This window comes from Rhodococcus sp. IEGM 1406, assembly GCF_030056745.1.
Classification (GTDB): Bacteria; Actinomycetota; Actinomycetes; order Mycobacteriales; family Mycobacteriaceae; genus Rhodococcus_F; species Rhodococcus_F erythropolis.
In genome coordinates this window covers 397,262-413,506 of sequence record NZ_JASHKO010000003.1, presented here as the reverse complement: position 1 = coordinate 413,506, position 16,245 = coordinate 397,262, and the positions used below count along the sequence as shown (strand labels likewise).

At 62.0% G+C, this 16,245-nt stretch carries 16 protein-coding genes; 10 read left to right on the top strand and 6 right to left on the bottom strand.

The window, feature by feature from the left end:
* Nucleotides 1-18: 18 nt before the first annotated feature.
* From QM596_RS17590 to QM596_RS17575, 4 genes are all read left to right on the top strand, one after another.
* On the top strand, nt 19-210 hold the full coding sequence (locus QM596_RS17590; protein WP_007734094.1) for a rubredoxin: 192 nt from the start codon (nt 19-21) through the stop codon (nt 208-210).
* Complete coding sequence (locus tag QM596_RS17585; protein ID WP_283309565.1) at nt 210-1,466, top strand: NAD(P)/FAD-dependent oxidoreductase; 1,257 nt, start codon at nt 210-212, stop codon at nt 1,464-1,466. The genes QM596_RS17590 and QM596_RS17585 overlap by 1 nt, the downstream gene beginning before the upstream one ends.
* Nucleotides 1,467-1,540: 74 nt before the next feature.
* A complete protein-coding gene (locus QM596_RS17580) occupies nt 1,541-2,167 on the top strand; it encodes a TetR/AcrR family transcriptional regulator (protein ID WP_162113961.1) in 627 nt (208 codons plus the stop codon).
* A gap of 198 nt (nt 2,168-2,365) precedes the next feature.
* On the top strand, nt 2,366-3,199 hold the full coding sequence (locus tag QM596_RS17575) for a hypothetical protein (protein WP_003945441.1): 834 nt from the start codon (nt 2,366-2,368) through the stop codon (nt 3,197-3,199).
* 70 nt (nt 3,200-3,269) lie between these two features.
* On the opposite strand, the gene QM596_RS17570 is transcribed toward QM596_RS17575, so the two are convergent.
* Nucleotides 3,270-3,641: a hypothetical protein gene (locus tag QM596_RS17570; protein WP_003945499.1), complete on the bottom strand. Its 372-nt coding sequence runs from the start codon at nt 3,639-3,641 to the stop codon at nt 3,270-3,272.
* Between the two features lie 2 nt (nt 3,642-3,643).
* Entirely contained in the window at nt 3,644-4,804 is a 1,161-nt protein-coding gene (locus QM596_RS17565) for a 3-ketosteroid-9-alpha-monooxygenase, oxygenase component (RefSeq protein WP_003945847.1), read from the bottom strand.
* A 195-nt stretch (nt 4,805-4,999) separates the two neighbouring features.
* On the opposite strand from QM596_RS17565, the gene hsaA reads away from it, so the two are divergent.
* The 4 genes from hsaA to hsaB are packed head-to-tail and all read left to right on the top strand — an operon-like array spanning nt 5,000 to nt 8,547.
* Nucleotides 5,000-6,175: a 3-hydroxy-9,10-secoandrosta-1,3,5(10)-triene-9,17-dione monooxygenase oxygenase subunit gene (hsaA, locus tag QM596_RS17560; RefSeq protein WP_031332838.1), complete on the top strand. Its 1,176-nt coding sequence runs from the start codon at nt 5,000-5,002 to the stop codon at nt 6,173-6,175.
* A 10-nt stretch (nt 6,176-6,185) separates the two neighbouring features.
* Nucleotides 6,186-7,064, top strand: coding sequence for a 4,5:9,10-diseco-3-hydroxy-5,9,17-trioxoandrosta-1(10),2-diene-4-oate hydrolase (gene hsaD, locus QM596_RS17555; protein WP_019746906.1), 879 nt, complete (start codon nt 6,186-6,188; stop codon nt 7,062-7,064).
* Nucleotides 7,064-7,966 (top strand): iron-dependent extradiol dioxygenase HsaC, encoded by a 903-nt coding sequence (hsaC, locus tag QM596_RS17550; protein WP_003945585.1) that lies wholly within the window; start codon nt 7,064-7,066, stop codon nt 7,964-7,966. Before hsaD ends, hsaC begins: the two co-directional genes overlap by 1 nt.
* Entirely contained in the window at nt 7,963-8,547 is a 585-nt protein-coding gene (gene hsaB / locus QM596_RS17545; protein ID WP_003945677.1) for a 3-hydroxy-9,10-secoandrosta-1,3,5(10)-triene-9,17-dione monooxygenase reductase subunit, read from the top strand. The genes hsaC and hsaB overlap by 4 nt, the downstream gene beginning before the upstream one ends.
* Before the next feature lie 63 nt (nt 8,548-8,610).
* Here hsaB and QM596_RS17540 read toward each other — a convergent pair whose 3' ends face one another.
* Both QM596_RS17540 and QM596_RS17535 read right to left on the bottom strand, forming a co-directional pair.
* Nucleotides 8,611-9,435, bottom strand: coding sequence for an Abi-alpha family protein (locus tag QM596_RS17540; RefSeq protein ID WP_019746907.1), 825 nt, complete (start codon nt 9,433-9,435; stop codon nt 8,611-8,613).
* A 14-nt stretch (nt 9,436-9,449) separates the two neighbouring features.
* Complete coding sequence (locus QM596_RS17535) at nt 9,450-10,724, bottom strand: DUF445 domain-containing protein (protein WP_019746908.1); 1,275 nt, start codon at nt 10,722-10,724, stop codon at nt 9,450-9,452.
* A gap of 330 nt (nt 10,725-11,054) precedes the next feature.
* On the opposite strand from QM596_RS17535, the gene thrS reads away from it, so the two are divergent.
* Nucleotides 11,055-12,275 carry a threonine--tRNA ligase gene (thrS, locus tag QM596_RS17530; RefSeq protein ID WP_060938435.1) on the top strand — a complete coding sequence of 407 codons (1,221 nt, stop codon included), beginning with the start codon at nt 11,055-11,057 and terminating at the stop codon, nt 12,273-12,275.
* Here the strand turns inward: thrS and QM596_RS17525 are convergent.
* The gene (locus QM596_RS17525; RefSeq protein WP_003945852.1) at nt 12,272-12,718 is read right to left on the bottom strand and encodes a MarR family winged helix-turn-helix transcriptional regulator; all 447 of its coding nucleotides are present in this window, start codon (nt 12,716-12,718) and stop codon (nt 12,272-12,274) included. The genes thrS and QM596_RS17525 overlap by 4 nt on opposite strands.
* A 143-nt stretch (nt 12,719-12,861) precedes the next feature.
* Between QM596_RS17525 and QM596_RS17520 the strand changes: the two genes are divergently transcribed.
* Nucleotides 12,862-14,058, top strand: a complete 1,197-nt coding sequence (locus QM596_RS17520) for an MFS transporter (RefSeq protein ID WP_283309564.1) — start codon at nt 12,862-12,864, stop codon at nt 14,056-14,058.
* Between the two features lie 81 nt (nt 14,059-14,139).
* Here QM596_RS17520 and QM596_RS17515 read toward each other — a convergent pair whose 3' ends face one another.
* Nucleotides 14,140-16,194 (bottom strand): neutral/alkaline ceramidase, encoded by a 2,055-nt coding sequence (locus QM596_RS17515; protein ID WP_283309563.1) that lies wholly within the window; start codon nt 16,192-16,194, stop codon nt 14,140-14,142.
* Nucleotides 16,195-16,245: the final 51 nt, after the last annotated feature.

Genomic DNA, 16,245 nt, shown 5'->3' with positions numbered 1-16,245 from the left:
CCGGCGAAAGGAAAACCGATGTCCGAGACTGCCACTGCATACAAATTGTTCCGCTGCCTCCAGTGCGGGTTCGAGTACGACGAAGCGATCGGCTGGCCCGACGACGGTATCGAGCCGGGTACTCGCTGGGACGAGATTCCCGAAGACTGGTCCTGCCCCGATTGTGGTGCTGCCAAAGTCGATTTCGAAATGGTGGAGGTGGACCGCTGATGACAGCGGTCAGCGAGCCCGACACCCGGACCGTCGTGATCGTGGGCACGGGTATCGCCGGTTCCGGTGCGGCGCAGGCTTTGCGCAAGGAAGGGTTCGGCGGCAGCATCATCCTGATCGGCAGCGAACCTGAGGAGCCGTACCGCCGCCCGGCGCTGTCGAAGGAGCTACTGTCCGGGAAAGCGTCGATCGATCGGGCTCGGTTGCGGCCGTCGACTTTCTGGACCGAGCAGAGTATCGATCTTCGGATCGGCGCAACTGTCACGAGTATCGACACAGATTCCCGCACAGTACTTTTAGCCGACGGTGACAGCATCGACTACGACGTTCTGATTCTTGCCACGGGTGGACGGTCCCGACGGTTGACCGCGGAAGATTCTGAGCGCGTTCACTATCTTCGGGATATCGCAGACATGCGACGCTTGCAATCCCAGCTGATCGAAGGATCCTCGCTACTGGTGGTCGGCGGTGGCTTGATCGGATCGGAGGTGGCGTCAACGGCACGCGACTTGGGTTGCAGTGTGCAGGTTCTCGAAGCGCAACCGCTGCCCCTGTCCAGGCTGCTTCCACCGTCGATAGCGGAGAAGATCGCCGCGCTGCACGCCTCGGCGGGCGTCGCCTTGCAGACGGGAGTCGACCTCGAGACGCTCACGCCGGGTGCCGACGGCGTCACCGCACGTGCGCGTGACGGACGCGAGTGGACAGCGGACTTGGCCGTCGTCGCAATCGGATCCTTGCCCGATACCGATGTGGCTGCTGCTGCGGGTATTGCGGTGGACAACGGGATTTCGGTAGACCGATACCTCCGGACCTCCGTCGTTGATGTGTACGCGATCGGCGATGTGGCCAACGTGCCCAACGGTTTTCTCGGCGGCATGCACCGTGGTGAGCACTGGAACACCGCGCAGGACCACGCAGTTGCAGTTGCCAAGACCATCGTCGGGAAGGAAGAACCCTTCGAATCCGTCCCTTGGAGTTGGTCGAACCAATTCGGCCGCAACATTCAAGTAGCTGGTTGGCCAGGCGCGGACGACACCGTAATAGTTCGAGGAGACTTGGACTCCTATGACTTCACTGCGATCTGCATGCGCGACGGAAATATCGTCGGTGCTGTGAGCGTAGGCCGGCCGAAGGACATTCGTGCCGTGCGAACCCTTATCGAACGCTCCCCGGACATCAGCGTCGACGTACTCGCCGATACAAATAGGGATCTGACCGAACTTGCGGCGGGTCTTGTCGCCTCACCGGTGCTCTGAGTGCACTCGTGACTTCTGTGGCTTGCGTGTCCACCGTTTTGACACCGAGCACGGGCGATGGAAATCTTCCCGATATGTCCACCGCTCGTGCCCGTGTCCCGTACCACGAGGCAGCTCGTCAACTCCTCCGTGCGTCAGCGCTCGACGCCACACGCGAACTCTTGACCGAGAAATCGTGGAACGACATCACGATGGCGCATATCGCGGAAGCTGCGGGCATGAGCCGGCAGACGTTGTACAAGGAGTTCACGTCCCGCCAGGGATTGGCGTCCGGATACCTCATCCGTTTCGTTGACGAGTTCCTCGAAGAGGTGGAACGCGAAGTAACGCTGCATCATTCGGATCCCCGCGGCGCGGTTTCCGCTGCATTTCGTGCCTTCTTCGACGCCGGTGCCCGGGATCCGATGGTGGTGAGCATTGTCGGTCCACGCCCGCAGCACGACCTGCTGAGCTTGGTCACCACCGACGGGACTCCGCTGCTCGAACATGCGAGCGCGAGGTTGGCCGAGATCTTCATGACCAGTTGGGCGAACGTCGACCGCATCCATGCCGAGATGTTCGGCAGCACGATAGTGCGTCTGGCGATCAGTCACGTGACGTTGTCTTTCGGTACCCCCGATCAGATCGCCGAGAACCTGGGGGAGATGTTCGGGCCGTTCCTCGATCAGGTCATCGGTTCGGGTGCAGCCGAAAAGAACTGAGGCGACGGGGATCGATACGGTTTCCGGGCTAGGACGGAAGTTCGATCGAGCGTGATCGCCGTAGTTCTTTGGTGGGAAATATCGTCGTTATGTGTGAATCCGCGTCTCACTTCTCGGTAGCGTGCCGGGCGTAGATCGAGGTGCGATCCACAGGGGGTGGCTCTCGTGAATTTCCGTCAACGGTGGAGGAATTCGAAGATGAAGAGCCGCAACAAATCTCGAGTGATGTCGACAGTCGCGCTAGTTGCAACATTTGTCATGGCCGGTGCAGGTGTGGCAATTGCCGACGAATCATCGTCAGGGTCTTCCGGCAGCGGATCGCTCGGTTCCTCCGGTGCGGCAGCGGTTGATCCGTTGACCTTCGACGGTTGGGGCACGTGCCCGATCGAGGATCTCGAGGTGACGACGTGCGCCAGCGTCGTAGTTCGCGGAGGGACCATGAAATTGGGCGCACTTTCGGTGCCGATCCCGGACGGAAGCCTCAAGGTTGCGGGCGGAGTGAAATACGCGACCCAGCCGGACAACAGTTTCATCGAGACGTTCGTCGCCAAGCAGGACGGGTCCAACGGGGTCTATTCCAATCCGATTTCGGTACCCGGAGGTGCTCTCGGGATCGATACTCCGCTGGGACTGACTCAGATCAGCGCGACGGTGGAATCGGTGGGAGTCCCGGATCTGAAGGTTCTCGAGCAGGAACTCACCATGCCTGTTCGATTGAAACTGTCTAATCCCTTGCTCGGTGACGATTGCTACATCGGTTCGGTTTCGAATCCGATCAACCTTCACCTGACCACAACCGGAAACCCTCCGTCGGAACCTATCGGTGAGTTCCCCGGTGCAGTGTTCCCGGCAGTCCCACATTCGGATGCGGTGTTTGCGGCGCCGGGAGCCAGCGGGTGTGGACCGCTGGGTGCGCTCAACTGGGCCGTGAATCTGCGCGGGGGAGTGCCGGCGGCCAGCGGAAAGAACTCTCTCACCACGTCGAGCGACGTCTACGCGGTGGCTGCACGAAAGGTGCGACCGCCTGCCTGACGGACGCGCGGGCGCTGGAACGTAAAACGAGGGCCGACCCGTGGGTCGGCCCTCGTTCTACACAATCAGGTCAGCTGACCTCGGGATCACGCACCGTGATGGTGCCGTCCCTAACCGCGTCGGCGATGCTGTCGTGCAGTTTCGGGCATCCGTCTTTCAATGCCGACGACTGCCCGGAAGCAATTGCCTCTTTGAAGGTGTGGCAACGCAGCGCCGGGTCGGAAGTCCACTGAACGCTGGTGTGTTTGTACGTGTTCTTGCGAACCAGTACGCACGCGCCGCATGCCTTGCAGTCGACTTCCTGCAGACCCGAGTCGAGGTATTCGTGCTTGTCCTCGATCGTCTGGGCCGCGATCGCCTCGAGCCGTTCCGTTTGCCCGGCAAAGTCCGGTGCCTTGGCCCAACGAGCCCACCGTGCGTCGGTTCCGATCGAGGCGCTCACGACTAGACCTCTGCTTCCTTCTTTGCCGCTTCTGCTGCAGCTTCCTTCTCGGCCTTCTGGCGTGCGAGGTTTTCCTCGACCTCGGCGTGCCAGGCTTCGTTTGCCTTGGTGGTGTCCACCTCGAACTCGAAGCGCTGCGTCATCTTCTCGGTGACGTCGGCCTTGTCCACGTAGAACTGCTCGTACCAGCGTCGTAGCTGGTAGACGGGGCCGTCTTCTTCGCAGAGAAGGGGATTCTCGATCTTGGTCTTGTTCTTCCAGATCGCGACGTCCTGCAGGAATCCCTCGCTGATGCCCTCGGTGAACTTGCCGGCCAACTTGTCGGCCATCTCGTCGGAGACACCCGTCGGCTTCTTCACCGTCACGCCCCACTGCAGCACGAACGAGTCCGGGCTGATCGGGTAGTGGCAGTTGATCAGAACACTCTCGACCTCGTATCCGCTGTAGCTGTTCCACAGGGGATTGACCATGTACGACGGTCCGTAATACGCAGCTTCGGAGCGAAGAAGCGTGTCGCCGCCGTACTGGGAGGCCATTCCGATGTCGGGACGGCCCGTGGTGTTGAGGTACTGAGTGGCGATCTCACCTTCGAAGACGTTCTTGAAGTACGTCGGGAAGGCGTAGTGGATGTAGTAGAAGTGCGCCATGTCGACCACGTTGTCGATGATCTCGCGGCAGTTGGACCCCTCGATGACCATGGAGTTCCAGGTCCAGTCGGTCCATTCGTCGCTGTACGCACCCTCGATACGAGGAATCACGATCTCCTCGGGCGGCGGATTGCCCTCGGGGTCGTTCCAGACGAAGAGCTGACCGTTCTGCTCGAGGGTCGTCCACGCGCGGGTACGTGCGAGCGGGGGCACGCGGCGGGCATAAGGAATGCCGGTGCACTTTCCGTTGCCGCCCCAGCGCCAGTCGTGGAAGGGGCAGGCGATGGAATCACCCTTGACCTCGCCTTGTGTGAGGTCACCACCCATGTGACGGCAGTATCCGTCGAGAACTTTGATGTCGCCCTTGCTGTCGGCGAACACCACGAGCTTCGTACCGAAAGCCTCGATCGCGTGCGGTTTGCCGTCCTTGAAGGTCTTCAGTAGACCCAGGCAGTGCCAACCGCGGGCGAAACGCGTTTGCACCGTTCCGACGTCGATCTCGCGAATCTGCGCCATTGTGACCTCACATCCCTTCTAGCTGTTAGTAGAACACGTTATAGAACTCGATCCGGTTCCGCCAGATTTTGGGGGCACTTGTTACAGCATTGCGGCCACAAACGGGACCTTTGTCAGCGTCTCGACAGAAAAGAGAACGTGTTCTAGTCTCAAGTGTAAGTGAACCAACCGATCGAGGAAGACGGGAGCGTCGAAGTGGGTAACCATGACAGCCACGAGGTGATGCAGAGGCTCGACGCACTACTGCCGGCACTGCGCGAGCGCGCACAGGAGACCGAGGATCTGCGTCGTATCCCCGACGAGTCCATCAAGGGGCTCCAGGAAACGGGCTTCTTCCGCTTGCTGCAGCCGAAGCAGTGGGGCGGGTACGAAGCCGATCCGGTGCTGTTCTACTCCGCGGTCAAGAAGATCGCCAGCGCGTGTGGTTCCACAGGGTGGGTCTCCTCGATCATCGGGGTACACAACTGGCACCTCGCCCTCTTCTCTCAGCAGGCACAGGAAGACGTGTGGGGCAACGACACTGACGTGCGCATCTCGTCCTCTTACGCTCCGATGGGTATGGGTGAAGTAGTCGAGGGCGGATACAAGGTCAACGGTGCGTGGGCGTGGTCCTCGGGTTGTGACCATGCCAGCTGGGCCGTTCTCGGTGGTCCGGTGTTCAAGGACGGCCGCGCAGTCGATTTCGTGAGCTACCTGATTCCTCGCGAGGACTACCAGATCGACGACGTGTGGAATGTGGTCGGCCTGCGTGGAACCGGCTCCAATACCGTTGTGGTCAAGGATGTTTTTGTTCCCAAGCATCGCGTTCTGAGCTTCCGGGCGATGAGCGAATTGACCGCCCCGGGCCTCGAGAAGAACACCGCGCCGGTCTACAAGATGCCGTGGGGAACCATTCACCCCACCACGATCTCGGCACCGATCGTCGGAATGGCTTACGGCGCCTACGAAGCGCACGTCGAGCACCAGGGCAAGCGTGTGCGCGCTGCGTTCGCCGGCGAGAAGTCGAAGGACGATCCGTTTGCCAAGGTGCGCATCGCCGAGGCGTCCAGTGACATCGACGCCGCGTGGCGTCAGCTCTCCGGCAACGTCGCCGACGAGTACGCGTTGATCCTTGCAGGCGAAGAGGTTCCGATGGAACTGCGGCTGCGCGCTCGACGCGACCAGGTGCGCGCCACGGGCCGCGCGATCGCCTCGATCGACAAGCTTTTCGAGAACTCCGGTGCCACGGCGCTGCAGAACGGCACGCCGATTCAGCGTTTCTGGCGTGACGCTCACGCTGGTCGCGTCCACGCCGCGAACGATCCCGAACGCGCATACGTCATGTTCGGAACCGGCGAATTCGGTCTGCCGATCACCGACACGATGGTCTAGAGGAGGCTCAGTGACAACCACCGAAGAAGCTCTCACCTACGAGTCCACTTCGCGGTTCGCGCAAGTGCGCCCCGATCTGAAACTGCACTTCCACGAGGCGGGCGTCGGAAACGACAAGACCATCGTGCTGCTGCACGGCGGTGGCCCAGGCGCGTCATCGTGGTCGAACTTCGCCCGCAACATTCCGGTGTTGGCGAAGAACTTTCACGTCATCGCCGTCGATCAGCCCGGTTACGGGCAGTCCGACAAGCCGACGGAGCATCCGCAGTACTTCGTGCACAGTGCGTCGGCGCTCAATGATCTTCTGGATACGCTCGAGATCACCGGTCGCGTTGACCTGCTGGGTAATTCGCTCGGTGGTGGCGCTGCTGTTCGCTTTGCGCTCGACTACCCGGACCGTGCGGGTCGCCTCGTTCTGATGGGCCCCGGCGGTCTCAGTGTCAACCTGTTTGCGCCGGACCCCACCGAGGGCGTCAAGAACCTCGGGAAGTTCAGCTACCAGCCCACACGGGAGAACCTCGAAGCGTTCCTGCGGATCATGGTCTTCGATCAGAAGCTGATCACGCCGGAACTCGTCGACGAACGCTTTGCTGCCGCCAGCACTCCCGAGTCGCTGGCTGCGGCCAAGGCGATGGGTAAGTCCTTCTCCAGCGGTGACTTCGAGCTCGGCATGCTCTGGCGCGAGGCGTACAAGCTTCGACAGCGTGTGTTGCTGATCTGGGGCCGTGAGGATCGGGTCAACCCCCTCGACGGCGCACTGGTTGCGCTCAAGATGATCCCGCGCGCGCAACTCCACGTCTTCGGCGGTTGCGGTCACTGGGCGCAGCTCGAGAAGTTCGACGAATTCAACCGGCTCGCAACCGACTTCCTGCTCGACGGAGGTAAATGATGGGTATTCGATCTCTGGCGTACATGCGCATCGGGGCCACCGATATGGCCGCGTGGCGCGAATACGGACTCAAGATCCTCGGAATGATCGAGGGCAAGGGCGTCGACGCGGAATCGCTGTATCTGCGTATGGACGACTTCCCGGCGCGTCTTGTCATCGTTCCGAACGACACGGATCGTCTGCTCGTCTCGGGTTGGGAAACCGCGAATGCGGCTGAGCTGCAGGATATCCGTGACAGGTTGTCGGCAGCCGGTGTTCCGTTCAAGGAAGGCACGGCGGAGCAGCTCAAGGACCGTCGCGTCGTCGAGATGATCGCGTTCGAGGACACCTCGGGCAACTCCCTCGAGGTGTTCCACGGAGCTGCTCTCGAACACCGCCGGATCGTGAGCCCGTACGGGCACAGGTTCGTGACGGGCGAGCAGGGCCTCGGCCACGTCGTGCTCACCACCGACGACGACGATGCTTCGCTGCGGTTCTACCGCGACGTACTCGGATTCAAGCTTCGCGACTCGATGCGTCTGCCTCCGCAGATGGTCGGCCGGCCCGCGGACGGCGACCCGGCGTGGCTGAGGTTCCTCGGCTGCAACCCGCGTCACCACAGCTTGGCGTTCCTGCCGTTGCCCAACCCGACGGGCATCGTGCACCTGATGCTCGAGGTGGAGAACTCCGACGACGTCGGACTGTGCCTCGACCGGGCACTGCGCAAGAAGGTCAAGATGTCGGCGACTCTCGGTCGCCACGTCAACGACGAGATGCTCTCGTTCTACATGAAGACTCCGGGCGGGTTCGACATCGAATTCGGTTGTGAGGGGCTAGAGGTCGAGGACGAAAACTGGATCGCGAGGGAAAGCACGGCCGTGAGCCTGTGGGGTCACGACTTCACGGTGGGAATGAAGCCGTGAGTTCGCCCGACGCGTCGGTGAGTGCGGAACAGGCCATCGATCCACGCCAGTTCCGCACGGTTCTCGGGCAATTCTGCACGGGTATCACCATCATCACGACAGTCGACGACGGTGAGCCGGTCGGGTTCGCGTGTCAGTCTTTTGCCGCCCTGTCACTCGACCCGCCTTTGGTGTTGTTCTGCCCCACCAAGGGTTCTCGGTCGTGGGCGGCAATCGAGCGGACCGGGAAGTTCGCCGTCAACGTGTTGGCGGAGGAACAGCAGGCGGTGTGTGCTCGTTTCGGGTCACGTGAGCCGGACAAGTTCGCGGGTATCGATTGGACGCCATCACCGTTGGGCTCGCCGATCATCGACAAGTCGCTTGCCCACATCGACTGCACAGTGGAAACAGTCCACGACGGCGGTGATCACTACGTCGTCTTCGGACGTGTGTCGTCGATGAGTGAGATCAAGACCGAACGCCCGCTGCTCTTCTATCGCGGGCAGTACACGGGCATCGAGCCGGACAAGACTGTTCCGGCTACCTGGCGTGACGATCTGGAAGCGTTCCTGACGACCACGACAGAAGATACCTGGCTGTAGTGGCAACCCCGTGAGTGGTTAAGGAGTCCAGGGGCTCCTTAACCACTCACGGGGCCGGAGGCCCTACAGAGAAAAACAGGTATGACAGAAGTCGTCACCGAACGGCGTCAGCAGGATGCTACGACGCACTATCTTATTGGATCGTCCGGCTCGCTTGACCGCCTCGATCACCGACGGCTGTACCTCGACCACCTGGTACCGGTCGGCCTCGACGGGCTCGCGTGAGAACGCCACCAAACCGAGCCGATGCAGGTTGTTCAGGTACGCGCTGATGCGGTCCAGATGGCGACATCCCGCCAGTTCTCCGATCATCGACAGACCCTCGTCGATCATCTCCGAGCCGACGCCGAACGGCCGCGCCGTACGTACGTCCACGCTCGGTTGCGCACCTGAAGTGGCCAGCAACCGAAGAATTCGAGCTTCGTCCGGCGCGATTTCGTCGAGGATCCGGTCGTAGGCCGGGTGCAGATCGTCGCGATCGGTCACGTCCGCGGAACGGTCCAGCAACCTGTCGCCGCGTGCCCGCAGCGCCGCGAGAGTGGCTTCGACACTCTGTTTGCGATTGGTTCGAGTTGCCATTGCTGCCCGTAGGTTCTCGGTCCGCGAGCCGTCTCCGTTGGAGTTCTCGGCCCGACGTTCGGATTGAACATTGGCCGATTCAGCGGCCTCTGCCGCGGCTTCGGCGGCAGCCTGAACGATCTGCCGCGTCGCCTCCTTCGCCGTTCCGAAAGCCCAACCCGTCAGCTTGATCGACGTGAGCGTCGTCGTGGCAGTCAGCCCGACAAGGCTGCGGATCAGACGCTTTTCGACTGATTCGACCGGCGCGATGTCCGCAGCCCAGTCGTACGATTCCGCTTCGACGATCAGGCGATGGTCGTGCTCACTCATACTCATACTCCGACTCATACTCCGAATATTGCGAGGTGCAGGAAACCGGCAAACGAGCCCAGCACGGCCCCGTGTACGAACAACAGCCACTCGTCCTGTTTGACGGCTGAGCGTAGTAGTTCACTGAAATCTTCCGGTGAAAGGATGCTCATGCGTTCGGTGACGAAGACACGAATCTTCTCCGACTGGCTCTCGGCGAACTCCGCGTCCTCGAAGACCCTTGGGTACAGATCGAGCACTTCGGTGGTGGCCAGGCCGGGCAGACGCTTGTAGCTCTGCGAACCGACGGTCATCTTGACCACCGACTTTGCCCAGCCGGCGGCGTCGTCGACGGATTCGCGCAGTACCTGATCGAGCATCCGCCGCGTTCGGTCCGAGCGGGGACCTTCGAGGAGTTCGGTGCCGATGTTCTCGAGCGTCACGACGTGATCGGCCAGGGTTTTTGCGTACCCGGCGATGATCTCGGTGCGACGTTTCAGGAAAAGTCCCTGCCGCCACGGCACCCAACGGCTGGGGGTGATCGGTTCGAAGATCATCGTGATTCCGAGGTAGTTCACGATGTACCCGATGATCACGCCACCGATGGGAAGCACCCACCACTGCGGAACCAGATGGAGGATTCCGACGAGCACGAAGCCCATCGGGAACCCGAAGTAGAAGCCGAAGTTCTGCATGAACCTGAGCTCTTTGTTGCCCATCGTGCGGAAGATGTCGTTGAGCAGTTTGGGATGCGAGGAGAGGTAGCGGATCACCATCAGCTTCGCGTCGATGAACTCGTCGATGTCCTCTTCGATGCGGTCGGTGATCATGCGCACGCTGGCCGGCAGATCGTCCTCCACCTTGCGGAAGACGGCTTCCTTCACCGACGTCGGAAGGTTGTGCCACAGCTGAGGATTCTCGGCCGTCATGATTCTGGTGACCACGCCGCGCACTTCACTGCGGGAGATGTTCACCAAGTGCTCGGCGATGCTGTCCGGGTCCAGGACGCGATAGAAATCGGCGATGCTGCCGACTTTCGCGAGGGATTTGTCGACGGCGATCGACGCCATCTTCTCCGCCCGCGAGGGGACGATGCCTTGCCAACCGAATCTGCCGTCGCTGGTGATCGCGGGGATCACCTGGACGCGTCGGGGGAGGAACGGGAAGAGCAGTTTGAGGCCGGGCACTTTGATCCCGTGGAAGTTGATCGGCGCAAACAGCATCAGGACGCCCGACCAATTGGTGATGTACCCGATGATTCCGGTGAACAAAGGAATGGTGATCAACTGTTCGAGCAAGTGGTCCGGCACCGTCGCACATCCTCCTCATATCCGAGAACCTCACGTTCGGACATGATTGCCGAAACTTCGCTCTTCGTGGGTGTTTCGTTGGCTACTGCTGCGCCTTCCCAGTTGCGTCAGCATAGAGGCCCGACAATTCGGGCTGTAGGTGGGTAGGAAGTTGATGTAACCTCACGTACATGGTCAGTATTGCGCACAACACGACGACGCCGGTTCTCTTCCGGCGCATCGTTTAGCAACTGCTGACCGAACCCTTTCAGCCCCGGGAGTTATCGCCCCGGGGCTTTCCTGTTTCGTCGCTCCGCGTGCGTCTCCCCTTGAACGATTTGGAGAGCTCTCATGAGCGTTGACCACCGCGAACTCGGGCGCGACCTGGAGTTTTTCGCCACCACCCCCATAGTCGGAGCCGGCCTTCCGCTCTGGTTACCGGACGGCGCCGTCATCAGGAACGAACTCGAAAAGTTCGCCGCCGAACAAGCAGCGCGCTCCGGTTGTCGGGGTGTCTATACCCCGGTTATGGCGAAGAAAGAGTTGTACGAGAGATCTGGTCATTGGTCCAAGTTCTCGGAAGACATGTTCCCCGAAATGAAGATAGGCGGAGAGTCATTTCTCCTTCGTCCGGCTAACTGTCCTCATCACGCTCAGGTATTCGCCGCTCGCGGTCGTAGTTATCGCGAGCTACCTTTCCGTGTTCGTGAACTCGGCTCGATGTTCCGTAGCGAACTCTCCGGAGTTCTCAGCGGATTGAGTCGAGTCCGACAGATCAATCTCGACGACGCACATGTCTTCTGTAGTCGTGAACAAGTGCAAGCGGAAGTGATCGTCGCGCTCGACGCGATCGAGCGCTGCTACTCGACTCTGGGGATTGCCGAACGGGGGTACCGACTCTCGATCAGAGGGGGAGAGGGGCAGTACCTCGGCACCGACGAGCAGTGGGCGGACGCCGAGGATCACCTTCGCGGGGCGCTGAATGCACGCTCGATCGAGTACGTGGAAGCGAAGGGGGAGGCAGCGTTCTACGGTCCCAAGATCGACGTCCAGGTGCGAGATGCGCACGGCCGCGAGGAAACACTTTCGACCGTGCAACTCGACTTCAATCAACCGGCGCGGTTCGACCTCGAGTACACCGCTGAGGACGGATCCAAGGCTCGCCCCGTCATGATCCATCGGGGCTTGCTCGGGTCGATGGAACGCATGACTGCGCTTTTGATCGAAAGGTTCGAAGGGCGGATGCCGCCGTGGCTGGCACCCAACCAAGTCTCGATTCTGCCCGTCGGCGACCGGCACCAGGTTGAGGCCGAGCGTTTGCGGGCCGATCTCGAGGCTCGCGATGTTCGAGTGGCGATCGCGCCTGACGGATCGTTGGGACGTCGCATCCGCGAGGCACGCACTCACCGTGACCCGTACATCGCGGTGATCGGGGACAACGAGGTGCACGGCGGCACCGTCGACGTTCTGGTCCCTGCGCGTGGTGGGCGGGCGGTCGTCGATGCGAGTGTGTTTGTCGCTCAGGTGGTCTCGGGCATCGAGGAGCGTGCCCTGCTTCCGGCAGACTTCTAGCCGACGGGTAGTTCGTGGAGCGCGCGCACCAGTGGCGCGAGTTCGGGTGTTTTGCATGCCTCGTCGAGTGCGGCCTCGAGGGTGGCGTCGTGCGTCGGCCGTGCGCTTTCGAGAAGCTCGCGGCCGGCCGGCGTCAGTTCGGTGTAGATGCCTCGGCGGTCGTCGGCGCACAGGATGCGCGTCAGTAGTCCTCGATCTTCGAGTCGATTGACCAAGCGCGTCGTGGCGCTGCTGCTCAGTGCGGCAGCGCGAGCCAACTGGGCCATCCGCATGTGCCAGCCGTCCTGGCGGCTCAAAGCGTCGAGCACGGTGTATTCGACGACGGACAGTTTGTGCTCACGCTGGAGCGCGCGTTCCAGTTCGGTGTCGAGGGCGCCGTGCAGTGCTGCGAGCGTGCGCCACCCTTGCGAACGGATTTCGACGGCGTCGTCGGCGATCCCCATGTGATTCTCCTTGTCCGTTTCCTGCGACTCCAGGTTACCAGCTTGCGCATGTAGCGCGCGCGTGCAACTATTTATAGCGCGCCTGCAACTACTGCACACGCCCGCTAACGGCTTACGCGTAAATCTGTGAAAGGAACATCGAGATGCCATTGGGTCTCATTGCCCTCGCTATGGGCGGGTTCGGGATCGGCCTCACCGAATTTGTCATCATGGGCCTCCTGCCCGAGGTCTCGGCTGATTTCGAGGTCACCGAGTCCGTCGCGGGCTACCTGATCTCGGGCTACGCACTGTCGGTGGCGATCGGCGCGATCCTCCTGACCGCTGCCGTCACCCGCTTCGAGCGCAAGAAGGTCCTTCTCTCGCTCATGGTGCTGTTCATCATCGGCAACCTGATGTCCGCGCTCGCGCCCTCCTACGAGGTCATGATGGGCGGACGCATCGTCGCGGCACTGTGCCACGGTGCGTTCTTCGGGATCGGTTCGGTGGTTGCCGCCGACATGGTGGCGCCCAACAAGCGCGCCGGCGCCATCGCGATGATGTTCGCGGGCCTGACCATCGCCAACGTTCTCGGCGTTCCGTTCGGCACTCTGCTGGGCCAGCAACTCGGATGGCGCTCGACCTTCTGGGCCATCACCGTCATCGGCGTCATCGCCCTGATCGGAATTGCAGCACTCGTCCCGACGACGCCCGCCAGCACGACCGGTGGCGGATTGCGCGGAGAGTTGGGGGCATTCCGCAACAAGCAGGTATGGCTCTCGATCGCCATCACCATCCTCGGCTACGGCGGAATGTTCGGAGCCTTCACCTACATCGCCTTCACCCTCACCGAGGTCACCGGCTTCGCGACGTCCAGCGTTCCGTGGCTGCTCATCCTCTTCGGCTCGGGCCTGTTCGTCGGTAACTTCCTGGGCGCCAAGGCGGCCGACCGCTCGCTGACGAAGGCGCTGGTCTGGATTCTCGCGATCCTGACCGTCGTTCTGATCGTGTTCGCCGCCACCGCCGAGAGCAAGGTCATGACCGTGATCTCGCTGTTCTTCATGGGCGCCTTCGGTTTTGCGACGGTTCCAGGTCTGCAGATGCGGATCATGAACTACGCGTCGGCCGCACCGACCATGGCGTCGGGTGCAAATATTGCCGCCTTCAACGTCGGCAACGCGCTCGGTGCATGGCTGGGCGGAATCACCATCGCCGCGGGACTCGGCTTCACCTCCCCGATCTGGATGGGGGCGGCGGTCACCGTCGCCGGTCTGCTGGTCCTGATCGTCGCGGCGAAGATCGACCGCCCGGCAGCGTCAGAGCAGTCGACGTCGAGCACCTCGCTGCACTCGACCGCCGCCTGAACCTGACCACTGCGCTCTGAGCCCATCGCGTGAACGTATCGCTCCCCTTGTCCAACAAGGGGAGCGATACGTTCACGCGGGTCAGGTGAGGCGGAATTCGGCGGTCACCCCGGAGAACGGCGAAATCGCGCCGCTACCCCGAGCCTTCGACGCACCGAAGTGTTGGACTCGATACGTACCCGCCGGAGTATCGGCCGGAACATCCCACGTGATGCGAACGACGGAACCGTTGCTCCCGACCCGGCGCCAGTGCAGTTTGGTGGACCAGTCGTTGTCGTCGGCGACCCGTGTCCAGGATCCGCCGGTATTTCGCTGGATCTCGTAGAAGGTCCCGTTTCGGTGAGTGTCGTTCTTGGGGTGGCCGGTGACGAACTCGACGGCAACCTGCGCACCCGGTGAGCCGTCGCCGGGCTGGACGGTCGCATCGCCGAATTGTGTTCCCGGCAAGGGCTCGTCGAAGTCGACGCCAGGCCCGAAGCTGGGTTGGAACCCGGACAGGTCGGCCGGCGCGGGGCCGCGAGGAGGTTCGGTGCCGTCGCGCATCGCGGCTGCGAGAGCGGCGTACCCCTGTTGATAGGCCGGCAGTGTGTAACGGCCGAACATCGTCGAACCGCCCTCGTACTGCTGCGAATCGTATTCCTGTGGCGTGGTGCAGTAGCTCGAGTACGAGTTCGCGTAGCCCTGGAAGATGACGCTCTCGAGGGGAACCCCAAGCTCCTCGGCGACGGTTCGACGCACTCGTAATCCGGAGACGATGGTGAATTCCGCAGGGCCACCGACGATGTAGAACTGGCCGATCCGCAGGATCTGGATCTTCAGTACGTTCGGCACCCATCCGCCCGGTGGCAACAGGCCGACCGGAACGACTACGAGCTTGGGGGCCTGTGCATCCTGAAGCCATTGAGGCACAGGAGCATCCATGCCGCCCAAGGCGTCGATCATGGGGTTTCGGGTGCCCTCGGGGAAGATCGGAATTGCAGGCCCGTCCTCGACGCTTCCGGCGCTCATTGCCGCACCGATCGCTGCCGGTGCAGTGCGGTGCTCGCGCCCGTCCGGAGTGAATCTTCCGCTCACCACCTGATTTGCCATGTCCAGGTACATGATCCGACTGTCGACACCACCAGTGACGGTTTCGGAGGCCGAGCCGAAGGCAGTTTGAGCCGCCGCAACCTGGCGCAGCCCGATGATGCGTGCATTCTCGAATTCGTCCTCGGTCGGTCCGCGTCCGGGCTCGAGGAAGAGGTTCGGTGACATGTCGCCGCTGTTGGTCTGCGGAAAAGCGGCAATGAAGCTGGTGTCGCCGTCGAGGTAACGCACACCCCGGTCGTCGTGCTCCCAGAAGTACGCCGCGGCGCCCTTGTTGTCCCCGGAGATGAGATGGTTCTCGTTCGTGAGCGAGGCGCAGTGGGTAGCGAACCAGTTGATCGCCCCGATGTCCTTGCTGCCCCGACTGATCCGCATGACACGCATGTGGTGATCGTTGCCACCGGGGTAGTAGGCCTTGTCCTCTTCGGGGTTGAGGTCGAACGCCACTCGCGATCGGTTGACGCTGGCATCGGTGAGATCGGACCGCCCGAAACGGACGGAGCCCGGCGCCAGGTTCTCGTGGGCAGCGCTGATCGCCTCGACCATGCCGTTGACCTCGGCTTCGAACACCTGCAGTTCGAAGCCGAGAACTGCGAGGTTGTACGCGTAGTTGTGCGAGGCCCCACCACATGCCGCGTGTGAATGGATGGCCGTCAACATGACGTTGCGTTCGGTGTAGATGTCGCCGAATTTCCCAGCCAGCCGGCGTAGGACCTCGTCGTGAACGGACTGGAAGATCATGCAGTTGTCGACGCACACGTAGGCGACCCGTGACCCGCCGGACTCGAAGATGAAGGCGCGTGCGCGCATTCGCTGGTGCAGTCCTTCGGCGCGTTGGTCGAAGCTCGAGTAGCCCATCATGCCGACCTCGGCGACCGGTCCGGTCACATCGGAGATCCCGACGCCCACCTGCAACGACGACGACTTGTCGGTACGTGCGGGTGAAACAGTGCGTGCCGGCGAAGCTGCGACGGCCTGGTTCGTCGACAGAGCGGCGAGCGCAGGTGCGGCGGCAGCGCCTGCCAGTACGGTGCGTCGGGTGATCTGCACGAGTGTCCTTTCGGGCGGTCTGACGCGAGTTGGTCAACCGTCCAGGAGTGT